Below are 26,286 nucleotides of genomic sequence, written 5' to 3'. Positions count from 1 at the left end.
CGACCGCACGCCCCTGTCCTCTACGTACCAGTAGCGGGCCGCGTTGTTTTTACCCCAAGCCATGTTGTCACTAATGGTCAGAAAACTTGTCTATCATCCAGTCTATGAATAGCCTCAGCCGGGCATTCAGCTGCTTTGTTGGTGGATAAATGATTGAGACAGGAAATTGCCTTTGCGTTACGTCTTCAAGAACAGGAACGAGTTCACCAGATTCTATAAAGCGACTGACAACGGAAGCATGGGTTTGTCCGATGCCCATACCCTGTACAAGTATGCTAATCAGAGCGGCACTGTCGTTCGCGGCGATATCAAAGGCCACTAACTGTGTATCGTCTCCCCGGCTGCGGAAACGCAGAGGCCATGCCTCACCTGTTGCGGCGCTGAAATAGCCGACGATCTTATGTCCATTTTTAAGATCGGAGAGGTTTTTCGGCACGCCATACTGCTTAAGATATCCGGGGCTGGCACAGGTAATTAAGCGATCTTTATACAGCGTGCGCGCAATCAGAGACGAGTCCGCCAGTTCTCCCGCGCGAATGGCGCAGTCCACCCCCTCCTCTATGAGATTAACCGGGCGATCGCCCACCCCAAGCGCCAGCTGAATATGCGGATAGCGTTCCCGAAACTCCTGTAGAACCGGCATCAATACAAAATTGGCCAGTGATGAATGAAGGTCAATTCGCAGCCTTCCTTTCGCCGCTGTCCCTACATCGCGTATTGCGCCTTCGGTCTCATCAAGCTTAGCGACAAGCCTACTGATCCTCCGGTAATACTCAGCACCCTCAGTGGTTAACGCGACAGAGCGCGTAGTGCGCTGTATCAGCTTAGTGCCCAGATGCGCTTCTAACTCTTTGAGATTCTTACTGACCGTAGAGCGTGGCAAATCCAGGTGTGCTGCGGCCTTTGTGAAAGAGCGCGTCTCAACAATGCGCTGGAATATACGTATAGCTAATAGATGATCCATGCCTCAATTCTAAGGCATACACTCCGATTGTGCACACATATGAAAACTGAAGTCGCAAATGCGGGGATTATCTGTTTTGTCAGCCCGGCTATCCTGCGGTCATCAAATTTGCCGAAGGAGAGTAAAAACCATGACCGAAATGAATGCACAACAGCAGGCATTGCTAGAGGCCCGATACGGTGCAGAGCAACCAAAACCTGACAACATTATCTGGACGCCTCAGATAGAAGCGCTTCTGAGCCATAAATCTGTCAGGACATTTTTGCCTGAAGCTCTGCCGGATGGGGCAATAGAGACGATGGTTGCTGCGGCACAGTCGGCATCAAATTCTTCTGCCCTGAACCAGTGGAGCCTGGTGGCCGTTACTGAACCGGCCCTCAAACAGCGAATTTCAGACACTGTAGCCCGCTCAGTACCCGTGGACCGTATCCCATGGATCGAGGAAGCTCCTGCATTGCTGCTCTGGGTAGCAGATCTGTCACGTGGCGCAGGAATTACAAAGGATGCCGGGAAAGAGCCTGTTGTGCTCGACTACCTTGATTCTTTCCTGATGGCTTCGATTGACGCAGCGCTTGCCGCCCAGAACGCAGCCGTTGCAGCGGAATCTATGAGCCTGGGGATAGTTTATCTCGGCGTCATGCGTAACATTGCGAAAGAGGTTGCTGACATAATCAACCTGCCTGATTACAGCTTTGTCACTTTTGGGATGGCTGTAGGATTGCCAGATGATACCAGAACCAGCAGCGTTCGCCCGCGCCCTGCCCAGCCGATGGTGTTACATTACAATCATTACGATGAGAGTCGTTATCGCACCTGGATTGAAAGATATGAATCCGCCTATAAGACATTCCGTAAGCGCCAGAATATGAGTGACAAAACCTGGGCTGGATCCGTAGTTGAATCCGCGATAAGCATGGATTATTTAGGCGGAAGAAATAAATTACGTGAGACAGTCATACAGCGCGGTTTCAAATTGAAATAACGGGGGGCTATCAACCTTGCAGCTGAATTTTGGGCTCTTTTTTTGAGCCCTCTGTGGCCCGGCTTAAGTTCCGCTTTTCACTCAATATTCAGCGCCAGGCAATCAGAACTGTTTCAGCGCGAACGCCTCTTGTACTTCCTCTCCACAACTGGGCTGACGCGCATGATTATTAAGCGACCCGGTTAATTAGCAGCCATTCCTTAACTGGCGCAGTTTGCGATAGTTATGCGGCGACATCCCGACATATTTGTTAAATGTGCTGTAGAAACTACTGCTGGAGTGGAACCCTGCGGTGAGAGCGATATCCAGAATCGACTTGTCCGTATCGCTAAGAAGTGCCCGCACATGGTTAATGCGCATCGCAGTAATATATTGCTTCATGGTGAGCTGCATCACGCGCTGAAATATCCCCATCGCATAATTCGGATTGAGTTTGACGTGTTCAGCAACCTGTTCGATGGTCAACGCCTGGTCGTAATTATTGCCGATAAACTCCAGCATTTGGCTGACATAAAATTGTGCATGGCGTGACACATTGTTACCGCTGCTGCGCGTACGGGCGGGTTTATTCACCAGAATCGGCTGCCAACCTGACAGGCTAAAACGTTTGAACATAAGGCAGATTTCATCGATGACTAACTGGCGAATTTGCTCGTTGGGGCTTCTGATCTCCTCCTGCCAGCGCTGAACTTCAAAGGGGCTAAGCTGCTGCGCGGTCAGGGATTTCAGCACCGTACCGTGGGTGACATGATTGATAAGCTGCCGGTCCAGCGGCCAGGAGAGAAAAAGATGCATAGGAAGACTAAAAATAGCCATATTTTTGCATTCACCAGGACGGGTGAGCTGATGCGGAGTACAGGCCCAAAATATCGTGATATGTCCCTGCTTAATCTGCACCGTTTCATTATTGATTAAGTATTCTACGTCGCCGTCAAAAGGGACATTCACCTCGACCTGCCCGTGCCAGTGGCAGGCTTCCATATGCTGGGGCCTGCGTAGCTCGATATCCATGCGTTGGTATTCGGAGTAGAGCGACAAAGGACTGCGCGTATTGCTATCGGTGCTGCTGCACATATCCGGGTCGGGCGGAAGGCTATTTGGGATGATATTCATTGTTCTCTCCGTTTCCTGAATTGTCAGAAATACTGGCACAAAAGTCTTTCTGTGACTGTGAGAATGAGAAAAATTTGGCGATATAAGCGGGCGGTTATCAGTCTGTTAGCCGAGATTATCTGCTTTCCTGACGAAAAAATCCGGAAAACTCATATTTAAATGGGTGATGAAACCAATCTGAGTTTTCCGGAATGCTAAGTAAGGAAGAGGGAGGAGAACCGGTGCACGACATGCCAATCTGACGGGGTTTACTTATGCCACGGAGAAAGAAAATGTCAGCACCAAAAATTACCTTTATCGGCGCAGGCTCGACGATTTTTGTTAAAAACATTCTCGGAGATGTTTTTCATCGCCCGGCGCTGAAATCGGCCCATATCGCCCTGATGGATATTGATGAAACGCGTCTGGAAGAGTCACATATTGTAGTGCGTAAACTAATGGACTCCGCAGGTGCCTGCGGAAAAATCACCTGCCATACCGACCAGAAACAAGCCCTTCAGGATGCTGATTTCGTTGTGGTTGCTTTCCAGATTGGCGGCTACGAACCCTGTACCGTCACGGACTTTGCCGTCTGTAAAAAGCACGGACTGGAACAAACTATTGCCGATACCTTAGGCCCTGGCGGAATTATGCGTGCCCTGCGCACCATCCCGCATTTATGGCAGATTTGTGAAGACATGACGCAAGTTTGTCCGGATGCCACGATGCTTAACTACGTCAATCCGATGGCGATGAATACCTGGGCTATGTATGCACGCTACCCGCAGATTAAACAGGTGGGGCTGTGCCACTCGGTGCAGGGAACGGCTGAAGAGCTGGCGCGTGATTTATCTATCGACCCGGCGTCCTTGCGCTATCGCTGCGCCGGTATCAACCATATGGCATTTTATCTCTCGCTTGAGAAAAAAAATGATCAGGGTGAATACGTCAGTATTTATCCGGATCTGCTGAGAGCTTACGAAAGTGGCGAAGCGCCGAAGCCCAATCTGCATGGCAATCCACGCTGTGAAAATATCGTCCGCTACGAGATGTTCAAAAAGCTGGGCTATTTCGTGACGGAATCTTCTGAGCACTTTGCAGAATATACGCCCTGGTTTATTAAGCCTGGCCGCGAAGATCTGATTGAGCGTTACAAAGTCCCATTAGATGAGTACCCAAAACGTTGTGTTGAGCAACTGGCTAACTGGCGCAAGGAACTTGAAGAGTACAAAACGGCAGAACGCATTGACATCAAGCCATCACGTGAATATGCCAGCACCATTATGAACGCGCTGTGGACGGGTGAGCCAAGTGTTATCTATGGCAACGTGCGCAACGATAACCTTATCGATAACCTGCCACAGGGCTGCTGTGTTGAAGTAGCGTGCCTGGTGGATGCCAACGGTATTCAACCGACCCGTGTTGGCGCACTACCCTCACATCTGGCAGCGCTTATGCAAACCAATGTTAATGTTCAGACCTTACTGACCGAAGCGATTTTGACAGAGAATCGCGACCGCGTTTACCACGCCACGCTGCTTGACCCTCATACCTCAGCCGTGCTCGGAATTGAAGAGATTTATGCCCTGGTTGATGACCTGATTACAGCACACGGTGACTGGTTACCGGCCTGGCTTCATCGCGCATAACCCAGTACGCCGGGCGTCATGCCCGGCTTCTCACATATCTAATAACAGAAGGAAGGCACTGGTGACAGTGGCCTGGTACCCTATATGAGCATATCAATTACAACAAAACTCAGTTATGGATTTGGGGCGTTTGGTAAAGATTTCGCTATTGGCATCGTTTACATGTATCTGATGTATTACTACACCGATGTTGTCGGTTTATCGGTAGGCCTGGTGGGCACGCTGTTTTTAATCGCAAGGATTTGGGATGCCATCAACGATCCGATCATGGGCTGGATAGTCAACAGTACCCGCAGCCGCTGGGGAAAGTTTAAGCCGTGGATCCTGGTGGGAACGATAGCCAACTCGATTGTTCTGTTTTTACTGTTTAGCGCGCATCTGTTTGAAGGCACAACGCAGGTAGTGTTCGTCTGCGTGACCTATATCCTATGGGGCATGACCTACACAATCATGGATATTCCGTTCTGGTCGATGGTACCCACCATTACCCTGGATAAACGTGAACGCGAACAGCTGGTACCTTTTCCACGTTTCTTTGCCAGTTTATCCGGGTTTATCACCGCAGGCGTTACGCTACCGTTCGTCAACTATATCGGCGGCGAAGACCGAGGTTTCGGCTTCCAGATGTTTACGCTTATATTGATAGCCTTCTTTATTGCTTCAACCCTCATCATGTTACGCAACGTGAAAGAGGTTTACTCGTCAGACAGTGATGCAACCGAAGACAGTAGCCGCCTCAGCTTAAAGGCCATAGTGGCATTGATCTATAAAAACGATCAGCTTTCTTGCCTGCTGGGTATGGCGCTGGCTTACAACATCGCAGCAAACATTATTACGGGGTTCGCGATTTATTACTTCACCTACGTTATAGGTGACGCCAGCCTCTTCCCGTATTACATGTCTTATTCGGGGGCGGCAAACCTGTTAACCCTGATCCTGTTCCCGCGACTGGTAAAAGCGTTGTCACGCCGCTTACTGTGGGCGGGAGCATCGGTGCTACCGATTTTTGGCGGTGGGGTGCTGCTCTGGATAGCGCTGGCTGGGTATCACAATGTGTGGTTAATTTCCCTTGCCGGAATTTTGCTGAACGTAGGGACAGCCTTGTTCTGGGTGCTACAGGTCATTATGGTGGCGGACACCGTAGATTATGGCGAGTACAAACTCAACGTTCGGTGTGAAAGCATTGCCTATTCGGTTCAAACGATGGTGGTTAAAGGAGGCTCGGCGTTTTCTGCATTCTTTATCTCCCTGATACTTGGCATCATAGGTTACGTACCAAATGTTGCGCAGTCTGAAAGCACCGTAACCGGTATGCAGTTCATCATGATTGCGCTGCCGGCGCTCTTCTTCCTGATCACCCTGATCTTCTACTTCCGCCTCTACAAACTTAATGGCGATATGCTGAGAAAAATACAGATCCACCTGTTGGATAAATATCGTCACTCCACAGCGCCTGTAGAAACGCAATCATCCAGCATCAGCATGACGAAAACATCAGACGCGAAGGCGTAACCATGGAATGGATATCTGTAATTGGTTACATAGCGGCAAGCCTGACAACATTGTCATTCTTGCCCCAGGCGGTAAAAGTGATTTCCACACGCAATACGCAAGGCATCTCCGGCCTGATGTACGCGATGTTCGTTTGCGGACTGATGATGTGGTTTTTATATGGGCTATTAATTAACGATTTGGCTATTAGCGCGGCAAATCTTTTGACATTGCTGTTTGCTCTGCCCGTCTTAATTATGAAATACCGCTTGCGCTAAGGCAGGCCAGATAAGCGTAGCGTCATCCGGAATTTTTCTTTGGAATAACAGATAAAAAGGCGGATGACGTTATCGCTTATCCACTCTACATGATCCTTTCGATTTTCTTTTTACGAGGCAATAAGTCCTTATCCGGCGGGCGGCTATCGCAACCTCCCCCATTTGAATTATTCAGGAGTGAGTTGTTATGACGTTATTGATTGCCAATGCTGAGAAGGCCCTGAACGAAAAGCAAGACCAACTGAACATTCGCTGGTATCCACGTTACCATCTTGCTCCGCGAGCGGGTTGGATGAATGACCCCAACGGGCTGGTTTGGTTTGACGGGTGGTATCACGCGTTTTATCAACATCATCCTTACTCCCCGGAATGGGGGCCGATGCACTGGGGGCATGCGCGCAGCCGCGATATGCTGCACTGGGAACATTTGCCGGTGGCGCTGGCACCGGTTGGGCCAGAAGACAAAGATGGTTGTTTCTCGGGTTCTGCGGTAGTGAACGCTGATGAACTGTCATTGATTTATACCGGCCATAAATTTCACGGCGATCTGAGCAGTGACGACAACCTGTACCAGGTGCAGTGTCTGGCAACAAGCAAAAATGGCATCGAATTTGCGCGTCACGGGACGGTTATTGACACTCCTGCGGGACTGCATCATTTCCGTGACCCGAAAGTGTGGCAGGAAGGCGAAGCGTGGTACATGGTGGTCGGCGCGCGCGTGGGTGATACCGGGCAGGTCAGGCTCTATCGTTCAGAGTGCTTACGAAGCTGGCAAGCTGAGGGGGTTCTGGCCGAAGCGGACGAGAAGATGGGCTTTATGTGGGAGTGCCCGGACTTATTTACCCTAAACGGCAAACAGATACTTATGTTCTCGCCGCAGGGAATGGCGGCACAGGGATATGAAAATCGTAACTTATTCCAGAGTGGATATCTGGTTGGGCAGTGGCAACCGGGTGCCCCTTTCGTGCAACAGAGCGCGTTCCGGGAGATGGACCACGGACACGATTTCTATGCGCCGCAGAGCTTTCTTGCCCCGGATGGCCGTCGCATCGTTCTGGGCTGGATGGCCATGTGGGGATCTCCAATGCCGGAACAACAAGACGGCTGGTCAGGCATGCTGACGTTACCACGAGAGTTGACACTCACTGCCGATAATCGCCTGCAAATGCGTCCTGTAAGAGAGCTGGAAAACCTACGCCAGCACTGGTTCAGTTGGCCCGTCAGCACCCTGAGCAACAAAATGCTGCCAGTGATGAATCACTGCGAAACAACGGAAGTCATTTTGCAGTGGGAACTGGCCGCCTGTGATGCAGAACAATACGGTATTGCACTGGAGGACGGTATGCGCTTGTATGTCGATAACCAGGCACAACGGCTGGTGCTTGAGCGCAATTATCCGGAGCTTGGTCTTTGCGGGCAACGGAGCATTCCTCTCCCCGCTTCCGCAACGCTGAAACTGCGGGTATTCTTCGACAGCTCGTCGGTGGAAGTTTTCGTCAATGACGGCGAAGCCTGTCTGAGCAGCCGTATATATCCGCAGTCACGCATGTTGAGTCTCTTTGCCTGGTCAGGACGTGCCGAATTCACGGAGTGTGGTGCCTGGCATCTGGAATAAAGAAATAAATATAAATAAATGCCGTAGTAATTACCCTGCGGCGTCACGCGTCGGCATCATTAAAATTATACAGGTTTGATTCGATGAAAATAACAACCGGATCGGTGCTCTGCGCCGGTTTATACTCGGCCTCCGTTTTTTCCCAGACACCGTTAACTATTGAACAGCGCTTTATGGTGCTTGAACAACGATTACAGGATGCAGAAAATCGCGCTTATAGCGCAGAGGCAGAAATAGCAGCATTAAAACAAGCATCAGCCAGGAAAGATGAAAATAATACAAATTCAGCAAAGCAAACAGACGTACCTAAATTAACTTTAAATAAAGATGCGGAATTAAAATTCCATGGTGACGTGGAGTTTAATCTTGATGGTGCCAGCCGCACCGGTAGTTTAACATCGGCAAAAACCAGCGCGAATAAAAACTGGGCGCCGGGCGATAAAGAACGCTGGGATATCAATGGACGTATTCTATTAAGCATTGACGGTATACAACGTTCATCGAATGACCAGTTTGCCGGTTTTACTGTCCAACCGCTGGCGGATATGAATGGGAAAATGAACCTTGATGATGCGGCCTTCTTCTTTGGACAAGAGCAAGATTGGTTAGTTAAGGTTGGGCGCTTTGAAGCCTATGATATGTTCCCCCTCAACCAGGACACCTTTATCGAGTACTCTGGAAACACAGCTAATGACCTGTATAGCGACGGTTATGGCTACATCTACATGATGAAAGAGGCGCGTGGGCGCAGTAACAGCGGAGGGAATCTGCTATTCAGTAAAACGTCAGATAACTGGTATCTGGAGGTGAATACACTGGTAGAGGATGGCAGTTCACTTTACGTAGACCAGCGTTATCACGGAACTGAACTCGATAATCAAAAAAATGTGGTTTACGTCCGCCCGGTTATTGCCTGGCGTTCAGGCGACTATTCTGTGGCGGCTGCTATGGAAACTAACCTTGTCAACAACGCTTACGGCTATAAAGATCCTGAAGGAAAGTGGCACGATCAATCGGAGCGCACAGGATATGGTTTAACCATGAACTGGAATACCCTGCAAAAAAATCCGCAAGATGGTGTAGTGGTTAATATGAGCACTGCTTATATGAATGCTGAAGACGAAAAAGACTTTAGCGTAGGGGTCAATGCGCTCTGGCACCGCGTTGAGTTAGGCTATATTTATGCTCATAACAAGATTTCCGAATTCAATATATCCGGATTAAACAGTGAATGTGATAACGAATGCGCAATCCTCGCGCCTGGAAATTACGATATCCATACCATCCACACCTCCTGGCAATTGCCCAATATTATGAATATGCCCAACTTCAACATTTACCTTGGCGCTTACACCTCCTGGCTTAATTCAACAGCACAAGAAGAAGCTAATGACCAACCACGTTACGGCGCACGCCTGCGTTTTAAATATCTGTTTTAATGCATTATCGCGATAGGAGTACCCTTGCAATCAGCCTGTTCATCACGCCATGACCCATAAGTAGCACAGGGCCGTTTGATGCTTTTGCAATGGTAACGGTCCTTTTAACGCAGACAGACTCACGTAATGACATTTGTGGATCTAAGCACTAAGAATTTCTGAAAATTCTTTGCGTTTCCTTGTCGCCCATTCAGGTTTAATGGAAAGCATTAAACTGTATTGTTTCCGGAAATAAACCTCCCTGAATGCCTTGCCCGGTGAGCTGTGCAAGGCTGCAAACTTTGCCGCTAAACCAGCCACGCCACACTCAACAAACCAGTAAAGAATCTCATCGTCACTCAGCGTCACTTTACGCGCTATTTCGATACCTCTTTCATTGACAATGAAGTGATATTCTTGACCATGAATTTCCAGATAGGGCGTTGCCATACCATCAGGTCCGTCAGGGATGACGAAGTAATAATTGGGCCTTATCCCCCCTCCAATTCGCTCACCTATTTTGAGAAGTTCTGCGCGTAACGCTTCGATATCTTTCATGATTGATTATTTTTTAGCCTTAAGCGAACCTCCCCGCGTAATGCGGAGAGGATTCTGAGCGAGGGGCTGATGTCCGCTCCGCGCTCTGAATGACCGGCAACAGCTTACAACGCCATGGACAATTAACCAGCCTGACTACCTGAGCACTGTTCTCAGGTTTTCATAAACATCCAGCGCTTTGGCCACGTTCGCCTCATCCATCGACATCTCGGAAAAATCGGTGAACAGGGCATCAGAGCTGTGTTTATTGATGACAAAAAGCTTTTTCCCCTGAACGAGGCGATATTCAATATCGTACTCTTTGCGCGTCAGCGAGTCTGTATCCGGGACGGTGAATCTGGTTGTTGCTGCCGTATCTTTGGGATCCCATTTCAGGAATCCGGAATAGAGGTCAATCCAGTTTCCAAGCGTGTTTTTGGTGACATAGCCGAACTGGCTTACAACGTTGCCGCCGTTATAGATCACAATCAGGGCATATTCGCCATCATCGTCCTGGCGTAACGTCCCATGAAAGGAGTCATTATATTTAGGCTCTTTAGGGAGGTTGATATCAATCCCCGTACGGTACTGCGTCCAGGTATAAAAGAAAGCGGGTTTACCGGGGGTGGAACAGCCTGCCAGCAATAAGACAAATAATAATCCCAACACTTTTTTCATCGTTACTCCTTTCTTAATACTTCCATTGTGTTTCAACTATTGCATAAATCATTACTTACCGCACGTCACCACTTCCCCACCAGAATTTGCCCTAAGCTCCCTGCATAACTGCTGTATTGTTATTAACTCACCCGACAAAGGACATCTGCACCATGCTAAAAATCCTCGGCAAAACCACCTCCATTAACGTGCGCAAAGTGCTCTGGACCTGCGAAGAAACGGGTCTGGACTATCTTCAGGAAGACTACGGCAGTGGCTTTACCTCGACGGAAACGGCCGCCTTCCGCGCGCTCAACCCGAACGCCATGGTACCGGTGCTGATCGAAGGCGATTTTGTGCTGTGGGAATCCAATGCGATCTGCCGTTATCTGGCGCGTAAAGCCGGGCGCGACGATCTGCTCCCCACGGATCCGCAGGCCTGCGCCAACGTCGAGCGCTGGATGGACTGGCAAGCGACCGAGTTCAACAACGCCTGGCGCTACGTCTTCCCGGCCCTGGGGCGCAAAAACCCGGACTTTAACGATCCCGCGCGGATAGCGGCCGGGATTAAAGAGTGGAATCACCATATCGCGATCCTTGAGCAGCAGCTGCAACGCACCGGGGCCTGGGTGGCGGGCGAGACCTTTACCCTCGCCGATGTGGTGCTGGGGCTGTCAGTAAACCGCTGGAAGATGACGCCCTTCGACCATCCGGATGTGCCCGCCATCGAGGCCTGGTTTGACCGTTTAAACCAACGCCCGGCGTTTTTACGCCACGGCAATAATGGAATGATGTGAGCCTGCCGTGTCCGATGCTTAATAATCACTTTCTTATCAAGGTTATTTTAATTAATTACTAAATCCACCCGGACCTCCGGTGCCGTAATAATTAAGCGCTATCCTGGACAACCTGTGAATTGTCTTTGCTAGCCTGATTATTCAGGCAAAGCTCAAACCGGAGGTATTCTTTGCTGATTAAACTCAAGAAAGAACGAACGCATCAGGAGGATCGCCGGCTTGCCCTCTGGCTGGCCACCTCCGCAGGCTTACTGAATGCTATTGCGCTGGGGGCTTTCGGTTTTTTTCCTTCCCATATGACCGGCAATACCTCGCAATTCTCCAGTGAAGTCTCCTCAACGGATCTGAACGATATTATTTTCTTTGCCACCATTATTTTGTCGTTTGTTACGGGAGCAATCATTGCCCGGATTATCGTTTTATGGGACATCATTCAGAATGTGCGGCTCATTTTTTGTCAGGTTTTATTTATTGAAGGGCTATTACTGGCCGGTGTGTCTCTGTATGAAATGTATTTTCATACCTTCACCACCAATCGGGAAATTATTGTTTTTCTCTGCGGCCTGATGGGGATCCATAACTCAACTTCCACCCAGCTTTCCGGCGGACGGGTAAGATCCACGCACATTACCGGCACGTTAACCGACGCAGGCATTTCGCTGGCCTCGGTGGTAGTGGCGATGCTGCGCCGGGATTACTCCAAAGATACCGCAGCACAACGAAGCCAGCTCAAAACCCATCTCACCACCCTCTTCTCATTCATCACCGGGGGTATTGCCGGGCTGATACTATTCCGGTGGTTTGGCTTCAATGCGATGCTGGCGCTGGGGCTCATGCTGGTTTTCGTGGCCGCTTTCTCCATCATCAGCACCTCGCTACGTGTGCGAAAAGTCCGCACTGCGCTCAGCAAATAACAGACTTGCCTTCTCATTAAGTGACGGTGTCACTTAATGAGAATATCTTTAAGACTATTCTGCCTCCCCCTGACCAGCCCTTATCCCATAAGGCTTAAACTATGATTACCCCTATTTTCATAGGGTTACTGATTTTACCGCTTCGCTGGAACCCTTCCCAATCCCTTGCTATAGCTCAAATACCCCTGCCGAATCATGGCATAACAACAGGCAACCGGTGGTTGCTATAACGCATGCGCACAGGGAGACACATCGCAATGCATCCATTATTCAAACGTTCGCTGCTTTTTGTCGGCGCGATTATCGTGGTTGTCGCCCTCCTCGTCTGGGGAATTGGGCTCGAGACGATCAAAGCGCGCCAGGTTGACATGGTCTATCTCGGGCAACAGCATCTAATTTTAGTCTTCTCCTCCATGTTCTTCGCCCTGCTGGTTGGTATCCCGAGCGGTATTTTGCTGAGCCGTCCGGCCGCGCGAGGTATCGCCGAATACGTGATGCAGATCTTTAACGTCGGTAACACCCTGCCGCCGCTGGCCGTTCTGGCCCTGGCGATGGTGGTGATTGGCATTGGTGATACCCCTGCCATCATCGCCCTGTTCCTGGCCTCGCTGCTGCCGATCGTGCGTAACACCTACGCCGGGCTGTGCTCCGTTCCGGGGTCGTTGCTGGAGGCGGCGAACGGCATAGGGATGACCAAATGGCAGCGTCTGTGGCAGGTGGAAATCCCCAACGCCTGGCCGGTGATGCTCTCCGGGATCCGCATCGCTACCGCGATTAACGTCGGTACCGCGCCGCTGGCCTTCCTGATCGGCGCCAGCAGCTACGGCGAGCTGATTTTCCCGGGTATTTACCTGAACGACTTCCCGACGCTGATCCTGGGTGCTGCGGCTACCGCCCTGTTCGCCCTGATTCTGGATACGCTGCTGGCGGCGCTGGGTCGTCTGATGAGCCCGCATCTCGCGCGATAATTATAACAAGGAGCTTCTATGAGACTGTTTACCGGCCTGACGGCGCTGTGCGCCGCCGCGCTCTTCTCCAGCCAGGCGCTCGCCGCGCCGCTGATTCTGGCGACCAAGAGCTTTACCGAGCAGCACATTCTCTCGGCCATGACCGTGCAATATCTGCAAAAGAAAGGCTTTCAGGTTCAGCCCCAGACCAACATTGCGACGGTCATCTCCCGCAACGCGATGATCAACAAGCAGATCGATATGACCTGGGAGTACACCGGTACCTCGCTGATCATCTTTAACCACATCAACAAACGCATGTCGCCGCAGGAGTCGTACGAGACGGTGAAACGCCTGGATGCGAAGCACGGCCTGGTGTGGCTTAAGCCTGCTGACATGAACAACACCTACGCCTTTGCCATGCAACGTAGGCGCGCCGAGGCGGAGCATATCAACACCATGTCAGAGCTGGTGGCGAAGGTTGAGCAGGTGCGTAAAACCGACCCGGATAACAACTGGCTGCTGGGGCTCGATCTCGAGTTTTCCGGGCGCAGCGACGGCATGAAGCCGCTGCAGGCCGCCTACAACCTGGAGCTGGATCGCCCGCAGATCCGCCAGATGGATCCCGGTCTGGTCTATAACGCGGTGCGCGACGGCTTTGTCGATGCCGGGCTGATCTACACCACCGACGGGCGCGTGAAGGGTTTTGACCTGAAGGTGCTGGAAGATGATAAGGGCTTCTTCCCGAGCTATGCGGTGACGCCGGTCGTGCGTAAGGACACCCTGGAGGCTAACCCGGGTCTGGAAGAGGCGCTGAATACCCTCTCCGCCCAGCTCAACAACGACGTTATCACCGAGCTGAACAAGAAGGTGGATATCGATCATCAGTCACCGCAGCAGGTCGCCCGTGATTTCCTGCGTAGCAAGCAGCTGCTGTAAGGAGGCGCTATGGATACGGTTCATTACATTATTGATAACTGGGGCTATCTGTTAACCCTGACGCTGCAACATCTATGGCTGGTGGCGCTGGCCGTGGGCTTAGCCATTATTATCGGCGTGCCGCTGGGCATTCTGATTGTGCGCCACAAATGGCTGGCCACGCCGGTGCTGGGGATTGCCACCATCGTGCTGACCATCCCGTCGATTGCCCTGTTCGGCCTGATGATCCCACTCTTTTCCATGATCGGTCAGGGTATTGGTGCCCTGCCCGCTATTACGGCGGTGTTTCTCTACTCGCTGCTGCCGATTGTGCGTAACACCCACACCGCCCTCGACAGCCTGCCGCCGGGCCTGCGCGAAGCGGGTCGCGGCATCGGCATGACCTTCTGGCAGCGTCTGCGCTGGGTAGAAATTCCGATGGCGCTGCCGGTGATCTTTGGCGGGATCCGCACCGCCGTAGTCATGAACATCGGCGTGATGGCGATTGCCGCGGTGATTGGTGCTGGCGGGCTGGGCCTGCTGCTGCTTAACGGCATTGGCGGAAGCGATATTCGTATGCTGATTGCCGGTGCGCTGATGATTTGTCTTTTAGCGATTGTGCTCGACTGGTTACTGCACCGTCTGCAGATCGTTCTGACTCCAAAGGGGATTCGATAATGATAAAACTGGAAAACCTCACCAAACAATTTTCACAGAAGCAGGGCCAGACTTTTAAGGCCGTGGATAACGTTAACCTGAACGTGCCCGAAGGGGAAATGTGCGTCCTGCTCGGCCCGTCCGGCTGCGGCAAGACCACTACCCTGAAGATGATTAACCGCCTGATTACCCCGAGCAGCGGCAAAATCCTGATTAACGGTCAGGACACCAGCGACATGGATACCGTCACCCTGCGCCGCAACATCGGCTATGTGATCCAGCAGATTGGTCTGTTCCCGAACATGACCATCGAAGAGAACATCACCGTGGTGCCACGGATGCTGGGCTGGGACAAAACCCGCTGTAAAACCCGCGCCGAAGAGCTGATGGATATGGTGGCGATGGATCCGCATAAGTTCCTCAACCGCTATCCGCGCGAAATGTCCGGCGGTCAGCAGCAGCGTATCGGCGTGATCCGCGCCCTGGCGGCAGATCCTCCGGTGCTGCTGATGGATGAGCCGTTCGGTGCGGTCGACCCGATTAACCGCGAGGTGATCCAGAACCAGTTCCTCGAGATGCAGCGCAAGCTGAAAAAGACCGTGATGCTGGTCAGCCACGACATAGACGAGGCGCTGAAGCTGGGGGATCGCATCGCCGTCTTCCGTCAGGGGAAAATTGTCCAGTGCGCCAGCCCGGACGAACTGCTGGCTAAACCGGCGAATGAGTTTGTCGGCTCATTCGTCGGCCAGGACCGTACCCTGAAGCGCCTGCTGCTGGTTTCTGCAGGAGATGTAACGGACCAGCAGCCGACGATCACGGTTCGCCCGGCCACGCCGCTGCCTGAGGCCTTCGCCACGATGGACGATAACGATATCCGCGCGGTGACCGTGGTGGATGAAAACGGCAAGCCGCTGGGCTTTGTGAAGCGCCGGGAAGCGCGTCATGCCACCGGTACCTGCGCCGATCTGATCCATCCGTTCCGCATGACCGGCAAGGCGGAGGACAACCTTCGCGTGGTGCTCTCCCGCCTGTATGAGAGTAATACCAGCTGGATGCCGATTGTTGATGAGGACGGGCGCTATAACGGCGAGATTTCCCAGGACTATATCGCGGAATACCTCAGCTCTGGCCGCACCCGCCGGGCGCTGAATATTCATAGCGAGAACTCATAAAGTCAGCCGGGCCCTGCCCGGCGCTTTACGTTGCTAACCCCGCGATTTCCCCTCACAATATTGTATCTTCCCTGTTTACGCGTAACCCATGCATCGACTCCATGCTTACCCTGACATCCGCGCGATGTTTCGCAGGCTGCTGATTGCCACCGTCACCGGCGTGCTGGCGGCGCTGGCCGTGGCGGTGTTTCGTCACGCCATGTACCTGCTGGAGTGGCTGTTCCTGAGTAACGAAAGCGGCAGCCTGGTGAATGCCGCCAGCGCGCTTTCGCCCTGGCGGCGCGCGCTGACGCCTGCCCTGGGCGGACTGGTGGCCGGACTGTTGCTGTGGGGATGGCAGCGGATGACGGCGCAGCGTCCCCATGCCCCTACCGACTATATGGAAGCTCTGGAAACGGGCGAAGGGCAGTTCGATTACGGTGCCAGCCTGGTGAAATCCCTGGCGTCGTTACTGGTAGTTGCCAGCGGCAGCGCCATTGGTCGTGAAGGGGCGATGATCCTGCTGGCCGCCCTCGCCGCCTCCTTTTTTGCCCAGCGCTTTACGCCGAAATCAGAATGGAAACTGTGGATCGCCTGCGGGGCCGCCGCCGGGATGGCCAGCGCCTACCACGCGCCCTTAGCCGGGAGCCTGTTTATTGCCGAGATCCTGTTCGGCACCCTGATGCTGGCGTCCCTCGGCCCGGTGGTGATAGCCGCGGTCGTTGCACTTCTCACCACCCGCCTGCTCAGTCCGGGTGCGAGCACGCTGTATGAGGTGCATCTCAGCGAAACCCTGACCGGGGTGGATTATTCCCTGATCGTCGGCATGGGCCTGCTGGCCGGCCTTTGCGGCCCGGCGCTGATGTGGTTGATGGACTTTAGTCATTCCCTGTTTCTGCGCCTGAAACTCTCGCCGCCGTGGCAGCTGGCGCTGGGCGGGCTGATTGTCGGGCTGCTGTCGCTGCTGACGCCCAAAGTGTGGGGCAATGGCTACAGCGTGGTGCAGGCGTTTCTGCTGGCGCCGCCTGTGCTGTCGGTGATTGCGGGGGTATTCATTTGCAAGCTGCTGGCCGTGCTCGCCAGCAGCGGTTCAGGCGCACCGGGCGGGGTCTTCACGCCAACGCTGTTTGTCGGCATGGCGACCGGGATGCTGTTTGCGCAACTCTTTATGCTGTGGTTGCCGGGGTCTGAAACTGCGATTTTGCTGGGGCTGGCGGGTATGGCGACACTGCTTGCCGCCACGACGCACGCACCGATCATGTCGGCGCTGATGGTCTGTGAAATGACCGGGCAGTATCTTCTGCTGCCCGGCTTGCTGATTGCCTGCGTGGTGGCGTCGGTCCTGTCCCGGACGTTACGCCACGACTCTGTCTACGGTCAACACACTGCCGAGAGCCGAGAGATCGATATAGTGCGCTAACTCGCGCTGCTCTGCGCGCGGCAAATACGGCAGCTCGCCCACCAGCGGGCCAGGCAGTTTTTTACTCAGCACGTCAATGATTTCAGCGTAGTGGGCCAGGCCCGGATTGATGCGGTTTGCCACCCAGCCCACCAGCGGCAGACCATCATTGGCAATGGCCTGCGCCGTCAGCAGGGCATGGTTAATACAGCCTTCCTGAATGCCCACCACCATCAGCACCGGGAGCTGCTCCTGCACCACCCACTCCGATAACGGACGCAAATCATTCATCAGGCTACGCCAGCCGCCGGTCCCTTCCACCACCACATGATCGACCTGCTCGCTCAGGCTGGCGAGCCCGTCCGACAACAGGCTGTAATTGACCCGCCCGCTGTGCGCCACGCTGCTCTCATCTTCGCTGAGGGCGATGGGGTTTACCGCATGATAGGGCAATTCAATCGAGGAGACGCTTTGTAACACCAGCGCATCTTTATTGCGCAATCCCTCTGGCGTCTCTTTACTCCCTTTTGCTACCGGTTTGTACCCTGCAACGCTCTTGCCGCTTGCCATCAGGGCTTGCAGCAAGGCGCGGGACACCACCGTCTTACCGACAGAAGTATCAGTACCCGTTACAAAGAAACGCTTAAGCATCACTCACTCCACCGTTATGCTTTGGAAATATAAATCAAGGAAATAATTCAGTGGGGGAAGTCTAAGGCATGCGCTATCCGCTCAGTTTGAGATAGCGCAATTTTTAGTAAGTCTGTAAGAAACGGTTAACCCTGTAGCAGACGGATCAGCAGTGAACCGTTATACATCGCATCTTTTACCAGCGCGGCACCGGCCATCGTGCCCTGATTGGTAAACTGGGTGCTCTCCACCACGATATGCCTACTGTAGGCTGGCAGGGACTGCTGGCGGATGGAGTCGGCGATGGCCGGGAAGAGAACCTCTGCCGCCTGGCTCAGGGGCGAGCCGATGAGGATCTTTTGCGGGTTAAAGAGGTTAACCATAATGGCAATAATGCGCCCGACGTTGGTGCCGACGCCGGTAATAATATCTTTAGCCAGCAGATCGCCCTGCTGGGCAGCCGCGCAAAGCGACGCCACCGTCAAAGGCTGCCCGTGCAGCGACGAGCTCATCGACTGGCCGAGGCGGAGCTGGGCCAGCTCCAGCACGCTGTCGACGCTGGCAATGGTCTCCAGACACCCATGATTGCCGCAGTAGCAGCGTTTACCATAGGGATCGACCTGGGTATGACCAATCTCTACCAGGCTGCTGCTGCCAGCGTGCAGCAGACGGCCATCGGTAATCACCCCGGCCCCCACGTTGTGGTCGATCACCACCTGAATCACGTCCCGCGCCCCGCGTGAGGCGCCGAACAGCGCCTCGGCCATCGTCCAGGCGCTGATGTCATGCTGAATATAGACCGGCACGCCGGTGTGGTTTTTCAGCACCTCTCCCAGCGGCATCTCTTTGACGTCATCATAGAACGGCATCCGGTGGACAATACCGTTTTCGGTATCAATGATGCCTGGCATGGTAATGGCGATGGCGGTCAGACGCTCCAGCTTCTGCTGGTGATGAATAAAGAATTGATCGATAAGCGCGGTGATCCGTACCTCCAGCGGCAGCTCGGCTTTCAGCTCAAGCGGCAGTTGCTCTTCCACCACCAGCTTGCTGCTGAGATCGCGCAGCGCCAGGTAGATTTCACCCCGGCTGATACGCAACGAGAGGTAGTGCCAGGCTTCGGTTTCCACCACCAGACCTACTGCCGGACGGCCGCGGCTGCCCGGCTCCTGAATTTCCGTCTCCTGCACCAGATGCGCTTCGAGCATTTCTCGTACGATCTTGGTGATACTGGCAGGTGCCAGTTGCGCAAGGCGGGAAAGATCGATGCGCGAGACCGGCCCAAGCTGATCAATCAGGCGATATACTGCACCCGCATTGGTCTGCTTAATCTGATCGATATGCCCAGGCTGACTATCAGCAACCACCACGTACTCCCTTATTTTCGAGCTTCGAAATAAACTGTGGGCTATGGTGAAGCACTTCTACAGTAATCGTCAAATTTTTACTTAGCCTTGTGATTTACAGCACATTTTTGCCCGCCTTTTTTGCGGCTTAGCCGGCGGAAGAGGCATTAATCAGTAGATTTTTGAAACGTTGTGCCGCCGCGCTGAGCTCATGATGTTTCGACCACACCAGCCACATCTCCGACACCGCATCCGGTTCGGCTATCGCCACCCAACGCATTTCGTTCAGCTGAAGGCGCTTGAATGAGGCGGGCAGGATCGACACGCCCAGCCCCGCCGCCACCAGTCCGATAATGGTCATCGCCTCGCCCACCTCCTGGGTGATGACCGGGGTAACCCCGTAGCGGCGCAGCAGCCCCAGGATGTCGTCATACAGGCCGGTGCCGACATGCGGGTCGAAAAAGACAAACGGCTCATGGGCCAGCTCCGCAAGCGAAACCACAGGCTTTGCCGCCAGGGGGTGATCCCGGTGGATCATCGCCAGCAGCGGCTCGCGCAGCACCCGCTGCCACGCCAGAGTATCCGGCAGCTGGGTATTTCGCATCAGGCCGAGGTCGAGCGAGCCTTCGCTCAGCGGGACGATCTGCTCCCGGGTGTTGATCTCCCGGGTCTGGATATGCACATCCGGGGAGAGGCGGCGAAACGACGACAGGGTTTGCGAGATGGCGCGAATAAAGGGCGCGGAAGAGGTAAACCCGAGGCGCAACTCCCCGGTTTCGCCATGATGCAGGCGTTCCGCCCGGGCTGCCGCCTCATCCACCTGGCTCAGGATCTGCCGACTGTCCGCCAGAAACTGGCGTCCTGCCGCCGTCAGCGCCACGCTGCGGTTGGTGCGCGCCAGCAGACGGGCCCCCACCTGAAGCTCCAGGGCCTGAATTTGCTGGCTCAGCGGCGGCTGGGAGATATTCAGCCGCGCCGCCGCACGACCAAAATGCAGCTCCTCCGCGACGGCCACAAAGTAGCGCAGATGACGCAGTTCAATATTCATATTATTAACGTATCATTTGAGATTATTAATATATTAGACAGAATATTTACATTTTCCTACCCTGATCCCTGTGGTCATACCCGTCACCAGAAATCACGGGGATGTTGAAGCAAGGAACTTACGTGAGTCGTACAACAACGGCTGATATCGCCCCGACAGATGATATCGATCTCTTACCGGCCAAATCGCGCCCGGTGCAGTTAATCAAACGCGGCACCCCGCAGTTTATGCGCGTCACCCTGGCGCTCTTCTCCGCCGGACTGGCGACCTTCGCCCTGCTCTACTGCGTGCAGCCGATCCTGCCGGTGCTGTCGCAGGAGTTTGGCGTGACGCCCGCCAGCAGCAGTATTTCGCTCTCCATTTCCACCGGGATGCTGGCGGTCGGCTTGCTCTTTACCGGCCCGCTGTCGGATGCCATCGGGCGTAAACCGGTGATGGTTACCGCCCTGCTGCTGGCCTCGGTCTGTACTCTGTTGTCGACGATGATGACCAGCTGGCACGGGATACTCATCATGCGTGCGCTGATCGGCCTTTCTCTCAGCGGCGTGGCGGCGGTAGGCATGACCTACCTCAGCGAGGAGATCCACCCCAGCTTTGTCGCCTTCTCGATGGGGCTCTACATCAGCGGTAACTCCATCGGCGGGATGAGCGGACGGCTGCTCAGCGGGGTCTTTACCGACTTCTTCAGCTGGCGGATTGCGCTGGCGGCGATCGGCTGTTTTGCGCTGGCGTCAGCGCTGATGTTCTGGAAAATCCTTCCGGAGTCGCACCACTTTCGTCCTACGGCCTTGCGGCCAAAAACGCTGTTGATTAACTTCCGCCTGCACTGGCGCGATCGGGGCCTGCCCCTGCTGTTCCTCACCGGATTCCTGCTGATGGGCTCGTTCGTCACCCTGTTTAACTACATTGGCTACCGGCTGATGCTCGCCCCCTGGCACCTGAATCAGGCCCTGGTTGGCCTGCTGTCGGTGGCCTACCTGACCGGTACCTGGAGCTCACCGAAAGCCGGGGCGATGACCACTCGTTTTGGCCGCGGTCCGGTGATGCTGGCGTCGACAGGCATCATGCTGGCCGGGGTGTTGTTAACCCTGCTGGGCAACCTGTGGGTGATTTTCGCCGGGATGCTGCTCTTCTCTGCCGGCTTTTTCGCCGCCCACTCGGTCGCCAGCAGCTGGATTGGCCCGCGCGCGCGCCGCGCCAAAGGCCAGGCCTCGTCGCTGTATCTCTTTAGCTACTACCTGGGCTCCAGCATTGCCGGGACGCTGGGCGGCGTCTTCTGGCATCAGTACGGCTGGAACGGCGTGGGCGGGTTTATCGCGTTGATGTTGTGTGGGGCGTTGGTGGTGGGCAGGAGTCTTCACCGGCGGTTGAAATGAGATGGTGATCTGGTGAGCACCCGTAGCAAGCCTATCCCAGACTTTTATAGCGACCCCGAGCTGGTGCCATACGAGTCCGGGGTTTTTCGTTTTTAATCATATATAACCATTCATTAAGCATTATTAAACAATCACTTAATAAACATTGTTCATTTACTCATCATTGCTTAGAGGTTAGGCTACAAAAGGATTGTCCACAATAAATTAAAGGATAAGAAAGGATGGCTATTGCGTCTTATTCTGAGCGACTAGATGATGACAAATGAAGATGTGATTACCTGGTACTGCGAACGGTTCAATAAGCCCGCCCTGTTTACCAGGAAAATATGGCCCGTTACCCTTGATACCAGCCTCTCCACGGGTGATTACGTTTGGGCAAGTGAGACAGGGGCAGACATCATGAGTGAATATTTTAAACGCTTTGATGTTGACCCTTCGAACTTCGACTTTTACAGATACTGGCCTGAGGAGACATTTATCCTTTACGCCTTATTCACTAGCGGAAAGGATGATGAACCAGAACCGCTAACGCTTCGTATGCTTGCTGAGTCTGCAAAAGCAGGCAGATGGTTATATGACTGACACGCTAAGGGGCATTGCGCCCCTTTTCAATCTCGATTTTCTGCTGGTCATTCATCTGAACGAGAACAACAACTATGCCGAAAAACGTTTCTTATCAGCAACCCACCCGCACCTTCCAGCGTCTCTCCCACCTTTCCGCCATCGCCAGCTGGGACATGTTTACGATGATAGTGAATTGTTCCAATTCAGCAACTTACCGCTGAAAGGACATGAATAGTGCCAGGAAAGGACATGAAAATTAGTACAAATCGTGCTCTTCTAAACCTACTACAGTGGGCTATTTCTGAACTTAGTTTCTTGGAAGAACTGAAGCTTACAGGAGGGGAATATGACACTTATGAGAAAGACCTTTGGATTGACATATCTTGTCTGATTGGTGACTGCTCTAGGCTTCTGAATGATAATGGCAAGGCTGATGAATTTCAGATAGTAGACGCTGCTAGAAACATCAGAGAAAGGATGAAGGGGGTTAGGGGGTGTGATGAATGGACTCTGAGCATCAATCAAATGAGAGGATTAAACGCTGACTGGGATGACGATTGGAATGGAGATGAAGAAAGCAGCCCGTAGGCTGCCTTAATGTTATGGAGAAACATGATTACCAAGTAGATTGAATTTTGTTCTCTGGTATTCAAGTTCAGTTGAGGATGGTACATGTTCGATTGGTTTGAAATTTTCCTAACCCCTTTTACAACCTGACCTTCTTGTTCAGGGCTATATCCTTTAGGTTTTCCTTTAGTGCAGCCACAGCTTTTACGTTTACCACTCTGAATATATTTAAGATTACTAAGAAAGCATTTACCACAATCACATTGACATTTAATAACTTCATCATCATCTTTATCATTCTTACCAAAATAATCCACAATAGTTAGAAAGAAATAGCGTTTACCAATGTAGGAAAGTAATAAGAAAGTAGTAAGAAAGTAGTGTGATAAACTCATTAAGAACTTAAAGAGGGAATGAAGATAAAATGAATATTATCTCTTCTATTCTTCGAACACAGGCTACGCCTGTAACGTAGCTACGCTGCTCACGCTGAAATAAAAAGGACAAAAAAAGATATTTACTTCTAATGTCCTAATCATGATTAGGCCTATAAATGCCCTTCATGCTTCTTCAGCGTTAATATTTATATTTTCATTGCATTGCGATATTAAAGGCCAATCTTGGATAGTGATGAGTCTGCCACATGACGATGACACTCAATAGGAGCATCCTGACATGCAGCATCAGCCATAATATAATCCCCCAAAGATGGCTCACTGGCTTCACGAACAGCTTTATCCTGCTCCTCCTGAGCTTTAGCAGCCTGACGCATAGCAAGGTATTGAGCATCATCCTCAGCATTCATGATCCCTGCATGCTCACGTCTCTTCATCTCCTGATAGAAAGCAGTACCCACACCGAACCAATCACCATCCTGAAATGTTGCCACTTCATCCAATACCTTTGCATTGTCTGCATTAGCTACATTACGAGTAAGATTAGATGCACATCCTGTAAGAGAGGCAGCCAGCAACACAGCAATCACTAAGCGTTTCATTTGCTCACCTGCTGACAATCAACGTAAGGGCGTTCTTTATTTCCAATATCAACAATACGCACACGGCTAGTCATGTTATAGCCGTTGATGTTCATCATATAAGCCCATACATCCTTATCGGTCTTATCTTCATTCACTAATATAGCCACATCATTTATAGTTCCATCAAAGTTAAATTGTGTGGTGTGCATTGGCTTGTGTGTTGTGTCATTCAGCACTTCACTATTACCAGCGATTATAGTTTTACCTTTAGTGATGGCTATGTAGTTTTCATGAACCCCATTGTCAATAAAATCTTTCGCATCAATTAACGTGTATTCACCACACTTATAGACAGTGCTTGTCTCTGCGTGAACACCGAAAGAAGCAATTAACAGCACTGAGAGGGCTAGTTTGGCATTCATTGTGCAATCTCCTTCTTGATAGAGGCTGCTGTATGCCATGAGAGTTTAGCCAAGGCATTAACACTGATTGTTGCACTGGAAAGCAACATAAATAGTTGATTACGATAGAGAGAAAGACCGTTCTTGCTTCTCAGCTTAAAGATATCGATTCCATCCATTGTTAATATTTCTTTAACTTGCTCTTGCTTCATTGTTAAATTCCCATAAGAAAAGTCTGACCATATGATAATTGGTAGCCCTGACCATCTTTTGATTACAAGAGCTATATTCATTCTTTATTGTATATACTGGCGGGCCTTAGAATCATTCCATCAGGCTGACGGGTAAAGCAACATTGTGGTATGACGTTAGAATTGATTATTCCAGTTAAAACCAATCATTCTTTATTTCTTCTCTCAGCGTTGATAAGCAGAGCTTATTGTCATAGGCTAATGGCATTATCTAATCATACGTTCTCTGCGTTGTATGAATCGCCACGGATAATCTAGACACTTCTGAGCCGTTGATAATACTGGTTTTCATATTCTGTCGGTGACATCTGATCGCTAGAACCATGCCGACGCTTACTGTTATAAAACATTTCGATGTAATCAAAAATATCGCTGCGGGCTTCTTCCCGCGTTCCGTAGATCTTTTTCTTTATCCGCTCGCGTTTCAATAACTGGAAAAAGCTTTCTGCAACCGCATTATCGTGGCAGTTACCGCGACGGCTCATGCTGCCCTCAAGGCCGTGTGATTTAAGGAACGACTGCCACTCAAGGCTTGTGTACTGACTGCCCTGATCCGAGTGAACCAGCACCTGTTTTTGGGGATTACGCCGCCATCCAGCCATCAGCAGTGCGTTCAGGACAATGTCCTTTGTCATCCGGGATTGCATGGACCAGCCGATAATTTTGCGTGAGAACAGATCAACAACCACGGCAAGATACAGCCAGCCCTCGTGGGTCCTGATGTAGGTTATGACCGTTACCCAACGCTCATCCGGAGCATGCGGATTGAACTGCCGCTGGAGCCTGTTGGGCGACACGATATTGGCCTCACCTTTACGTGCCCGCGGGCTCCGGTATCCGACCTGAGCCTTTATCCCGACACGTTTCATCAGTCGCCAAACTCAATTGACTCCGCACTGTTGCCCGCTGTCCCGCAGATCCAGATGGACCATAGACGCATCCCGATTCCAGCCAGAACTGTTTAATCTGTCCTGTCAGTCTCAGGTCTGCCTGATGGCGTTGTGAATGCGGCTGCTGAAGCCAGGCGTAAAAGCCACCGGGATGAACATCCAGCACCCGACAGAGCAGGCGAACAGGCCAGCAAAAGGTGTTGTCACGGATAAAGGCGTACCTCAGTCGGACAGCTTTGCGAAGTACGCTAATATGTCCCGTTCGTCGGTAACCCGCTTCAGCTGTTTCTGGAGACGGCGGATCTCGGCCTGAGCATCTGAATGTTCTTTATTAGTGGAAGAATCCGGACCGTACTTCTTTATCCAGGCGTAAAGGCTGTGGGTGGTGATATCGAGACGTGTTGCAACGCTGGAAACTGAATGACCACGATCAACAATCTGTTTGACTGCTTCAATTTTAAACTCTTCGGGATAACGCTTACCGCTCATGGGCACCTCTCTTTAAGCCATTTTAAATGACTCTGAGGTGTCTGTTAAACCCGTGGCGATTCACTTCAGAGCTTCTCTCAGTGCCTTAAATGGTAGATCTAGCCCCTTCAGTTGGATGTAACGTCCTGTCAGTGCATTGGCTCTCAGAAGGCCAACATTTCTCTCTTTTGTCTTCAGCGTAACACTCAGGACACGTCCAGCTATCTTCTTTCTCCAGAGACAACCATCTTTTTTAGTGCATGAAAAGTGCATATTTAGTGCATGAATCATTGTATGCTC

General features: G+C 52.1%; 27 protein-coding genes and 1 pseudogene. 17 read left to right on the top strand and 11 right to left on the bottom strand.

The window, feature by feature from the left end; all coding sequences use genetic code 11:
* Positions 1–70: 70 nt before the first annotated feature.
* Positions 71–964 (bottom strand): LysR family transcriptional regulator, encoded by an 894-nt coding sequence (locus tag ES815_RS19720; RefSeq protein ID WP_142489324.1) that lies wholly within the window; start codon positions 962–964, stop codon positions 71–73.
* A 130-nt stretch (positions 965–1,094) separates the two neighbouring features.
* On the opposite strand from ES815_RS19720, the gene ES815_RS19715 reads away from it, so the two are divergent.
* Positions 1,095–1,946, top strand: coding sequence for a nitroreductase family protein (locus tag ES815_RS19715; protein WP_142489323.1), 852 nt, complete (start codon positions 1,095–1,097; stop codon positions 1,944–1,946).
* A gap of 186 nt (positions 1,947–2,132) precedes the next feature.
* On the opposite strand, the gene melR is transcribed toward ES815_RS19715, so the two are convergent.
* The gene (gene melR, locus ES815_RS19710; protein WP_142489322.1) at positions 2,133–3,059 is read right to left on the bottom strand and encodes a transcriptional regulator MelR; all 927 of its coding nucleotides are present in this window, start codon (positions 3,057–3,059) and stop codon (positions 2,133–2,135) included.
* Between the two features lie 272 nt (positions 3,060–3,331).
* On the opposite strand from melR, the gene ES815_RS19705 reads away from it, so the two are divergent.
* The 5 genes from ES815_RS19705 (at position 3,332) to ES815_RS19685 (ending at position 9,510) form a co-directional block, all read left to right on the top strand.
* Complete coding sequence (locus ES815_RS19705; RefSeq protein ID WP_142489321.1) at positions 3,332–4,687, top strand: alpha-glucosidase/alpha-galactosidase; 1,356 nt, start codon at positions 3,332–3,334, stop codon at positions 4,685–4,687.
* Positions 4,688–4,771: 84 nt separating this feature from the next.
* On the top strand, positions 4,772–6,199 hold the full coding sequence (gene melB / locus ES815_RS19700; RefSeq protein ID WP_142489320.1) for a melibiose:sodium transporter MelB: 1,428 nt from the start codon (positions 4,772–4,774) through the stop codon (positions 6,197–6,199).
* Between the two features lie 2 nt (positions 6,200–6,201).
* On the top strand, positions 6,202–6,456 hold the full coding sequence (locus tag ES815_RS19695; protein ID WP_142489319.1) for a SemiSWEET transporter: 255 nt from the start codon (positions 6,202–6,204) through the stop codon (positions 6,454–6,456).
* 187 nt (positions 6,457–6,643) lie between these two features.
* Complete coding sequence (locus ES815_RS19690; protein ID WP_142489318.1) at positions 6,644–8,071, top strand: glycoside hydrolase family 32 protein; 1,428 nt, start codon at positions 6,644–6,646, stop codon at positions 8,069–8,071.
* 83 nt (positions 8,072–8,154) lie between these two features.
* Positions 8,155–9,510, top strand: coding sequence for a carbohydrate porin (locus tag ES815_RS19685; RefSeq protein ID WP_142489317.1), 1,356 nt, complete (start codon positions 8,155–8,157; stop codon positions 9,508–9,510).
* A 141-nt stretch (positions 9,511–9,651) separates the two neighbouring features.
* On the opposite strand, the gene ES815_RS19675 is transcribed toward ES815_RS19685, so the two are convergent.
* Together ES815_RS19675 and ES815_RS19670 are read right to left on the bottom strand one after the other, a co-directional pair.
* Positions 9,652–10,047 carry an Imm63 family immunity protein gene (locus tag ES815_RS19675; RefSeq protein ID WP_142489316.1) on the bottom strand — a complete coding sequence of 132 codons (396 nt, stop codon included), beginning with the start codon at positions 10,045–10,047 and terminating at the stop codon, positions 9,652–9,654.
* Between the two features lie 135 nt (positions 10,048–10,182).
* The gene (locus ES815_RS19670) at positions 10,183–10,704 is read right to left on the bottom strand and encodes a hypothetical protein (protein ID WP_142489315.1); all 522 of its coding nucleotides are present in this window, start codon (positions 10,702–10,704) and stop codon (positions 10,183–10,185) included.
* A gap of 152 nt (positions 10,705–10,856) precedes the next feature.
* Between ES815_RS19670 and ES815_RS19665 the strand changes: the two genes are divergently transcribed.
* From ES815_RS19665 to clcB, 7 genes are all read left to right on the top strand, one after another.
* Positions 10,857–11,480, top strand: coding sequence for a glutathione S-transferase family protein (locus tag ES815_RS19665; RefSeq protein ID WP_142489314.1), 624 nt, complete (start codon positions 10,857–10,859; stop codon positions 11,478–11,480).
* Positions 11,481–11,650: 170 nt separating this feature from the next.
* Complete coding sequence (locus ES815_RS19660) at positions 11,651–12,394, top strand: YoaK family protein (RefSeq protein ID WP_142489313.1); 744 nt, start codon at positions 11,651–11,653, stop codon at positions 12,392–12,394.
* 257 nt (positions 12,395–12,651) lie between these two features.
* Positions 12,652–13,362: an osmoprotectant ABC transporter permease OsmY gene (gene osmY, locus ES815_RS19655; protein ID WP_142489312.1), complete on the top strand. Its 711-nt coding sequence runs from the start codon at positions 12,652–12,654 to the stop codon at positions 13,360–13,362.
* An 18-nt stretch (positions 13,363–13,380) separates the two neighbouring features.
* Positions 13,381–14,280 carry an osmoprotectant ABC transporter substrate-binding protein OsmX gene (gene osmX / locus ES815_RS19650; RefSeq protein WP_142489311.1) on the top strand — a complete coding sequence of 300 codons (900 nt, stop codon included), beginning with the start codon at positions 13,381–13,383 and terminating at the stop codon, positions 14,278–14,280.
* 9 nt (positions 14,281–14,289) lie between these two features.
* Positions 14,290–14,937 (top strand): osmoprotectant ABC transporter permease OsmW, encoded by a 648-nt coding sequence (osmW, locus tag ES815_RS19645; protein WP_142489310.1) that lies wholly within the window; start codon positions 14,290–14,292, stop codon positions 14,935–14,937.
* Positions 14,937–16,088 (top strand): osmoprotectant ABC transporter ATP-binding protein OsmV, encoded by a 1,152-nt coding sequence (gene osmV, locus ES815_RS19640; protein ID WP_142489309.1) that lies wholly within the window; start codon positions 14,937–14,939, stop codon positions 16,086–16,088. The genes osmW and osmV overlap by 1 nt, the downstream gene beginning before the upstream one ends.
* 88 nt (positions 16,089–16,176) lie before the next feature.
* The gene (clcB, locus tag ES815_RS19635) at positions 16,177–17,487 is read left to right on the top strand and encodes a voltage-gated ClC-type chloride channel ClcB (protein ID WP_142489308.1); all 1,311 of its coding nucleotides are present in this window, start codon (positions 16,177–16,179) and stop codon (positions 17,485–17,487) included.
* Here clcB and bioD read toward each other — a convergent pair.
* The 3 genes from bioD to ES815_RS19620 all read right to left on the bottom strand — a co-directional run bounded on the left by bioD (position 17,422) and on the right by ES815_RS19620 (position 20,490).
* Positions 17,422–18,117 (bottom strand): dethiobiotin synthase, encoded by a 696-nt coding sequence (bioD, locus tag ES815_RS19630; protein WP_142489307.1) that lies wholly within the window; start codon positions 18,115–18,117, stop codon positions 17,422–17,424. The two genes, clcB and bioD, sit on opposite strands and share 66 nt — an antisense overlap.
* A gap of 125 nt (positions 18,118–18,242) precedes the next feature.
* Positions 18,243–19,463, bottom strand: a complete 1,221-nt coding sequence (mlc, locus tag ES815_RS19625; protein WP_142489306.1) for a sugar metabolism global transcriptional regulator Mlc — start codon at positions 19,461–19,463, stop codon at positions 18,243–18,245.
* Between the two features lie 127 nt (positions 19,464–19,590).
* Positions 19,591–20,490, bottom strand: coding sequence for a LysR family transcriptional regulator (locus tag ES815_RS19620; protein ID WP_142489305.1), 900 nt, complete (start codon positions 20,488–20,490; stop codon positions 19,591–19,593).
* Between the two features lie 122 nt (positions 20,491–20,612).
* Here ES815_RS19620 and ES815_RS19615 point away from each other — a divergent pair, with 122 nt between their 5' ends.
* From ES815_RS19615 to ES815_RS19605, 4 genes are all read left to right on the top strand, one after another.
* The gene (locus tag ES815_RS19615) at positions 20,613–21,866 is read left to right on the top strand and encodes an MFS transporter (protein ID WP_142489304.1); all 1,254 of its coding nucleotides are present in this window, start codon (positions 20,613–20,615) and stop codon (positions 21,864–21,866) included.
* A gap of 252 nt (positions 21,867–22,118) precedes the next feature.
* Positions 22,119–22,448: a DUF1493 family protein gene (locus tag ES815_RS19610; RefSeq protein ID WP_142489303.1), complete on the top strand. Its 330-nt coding sequence runs from the start codon at positions 22,119–22,121 to the stop codon at positions 22,446–22,448.
* Positions 22,441–22,665 (top strand): hypothetical protein, encoded by a 225-nt coding sequence (locus tag ES815_RS23775; RefSeq protein ID WP_185902430.1) that lies wholly within the window; start codon positions 22,441–22,443, stop codon positions 22,663–22,665. The genes ES815_RS19610 and ES815_RS23775 overlap by 8 nt, the downstream gene beginning before the upstream one ends.
* Before the next feature lie 14 nt (positions 22,666–22,679).
* Positions 22,680–23,018 carry a hypothetical protein gene (locus ES815_RS19605; protein WP_142489302.1) on the top strand — a complete coding sequence of 113 codons (339 nt, stop codon included), beginning with the start codon at positions 22,680–22,682 and terminating at the stop codon, positions 23,016–23,018.
* 586 nt (positions 23,019–23,604) lie between these two features.
* On the opposite strand, the gene ES815_RS19600 is transcribed toward ES815_RS19605, so the two are convergent.
* The 4 genes and pseudogenes from ES815_RS19600 to ES815_RS19585 form a co-directional block, all read right to left on the bottom strand.
* The gene (locus tag ES815_RS19600; protein ID WP_142489301.1) at positions 23,605–23,994 is read right to left on the bottom strand and encodes a hypothetical protein; all 390 of its coding nucleotides are present in this window, start codon (positions 23,992–23,994) and stop codon (positions 23,605–23,607) included.
* A complete protein-coding gene (locus tag ES815_RS19595) occupies positions 23,991–24,398 on the bottom strand; it encodes a hypothetical protein (protein ID WP_142489300.1) in 408 nt (135 codons plus the stop codon). The genes ES815_RS19600 and ES815_RS19595 overlap by 4 nt, the downstream gene beginning before the upstream one ends.
* A complete protein-coding gene (locus ES815_RS19590) occupies positions 24,395–24,589 on the bottom strand; it encodes a hypothetical protein (RefSeq protein ID WP_142489299.1) in 195 nt (64 codons plus the stop codon). The genes ES815_RS19595 and ES815_RS19590 overlap by 4 nt, the downstream gene beginning before the upstream one ends.
* 293 nt (positions 24,590–24,882) lie before the next feature.
* Positions 24,883–26,007: pseudogene (locus ES815_RS19585) on the bottom strand (IS3 family transposase).
* Positions 26,008–26,286: the final 279 nt, after the last annotated feature.

This window comes from Leclercia adecarboxylata, from assembly GCF_006874705.1.
In the GTDB taxonomy this organism is placed as follows: domain Bacteria; phylum Pseudomonadota; class Gammaproteobacteria; order Enterobacterales; family Enterobacteriaceae; genus Enterobacter; species Enterobacter adecarboxylatus_C.
This window is presented reverse-complemented; position numbering and strand designations above follow the sequence as displayed.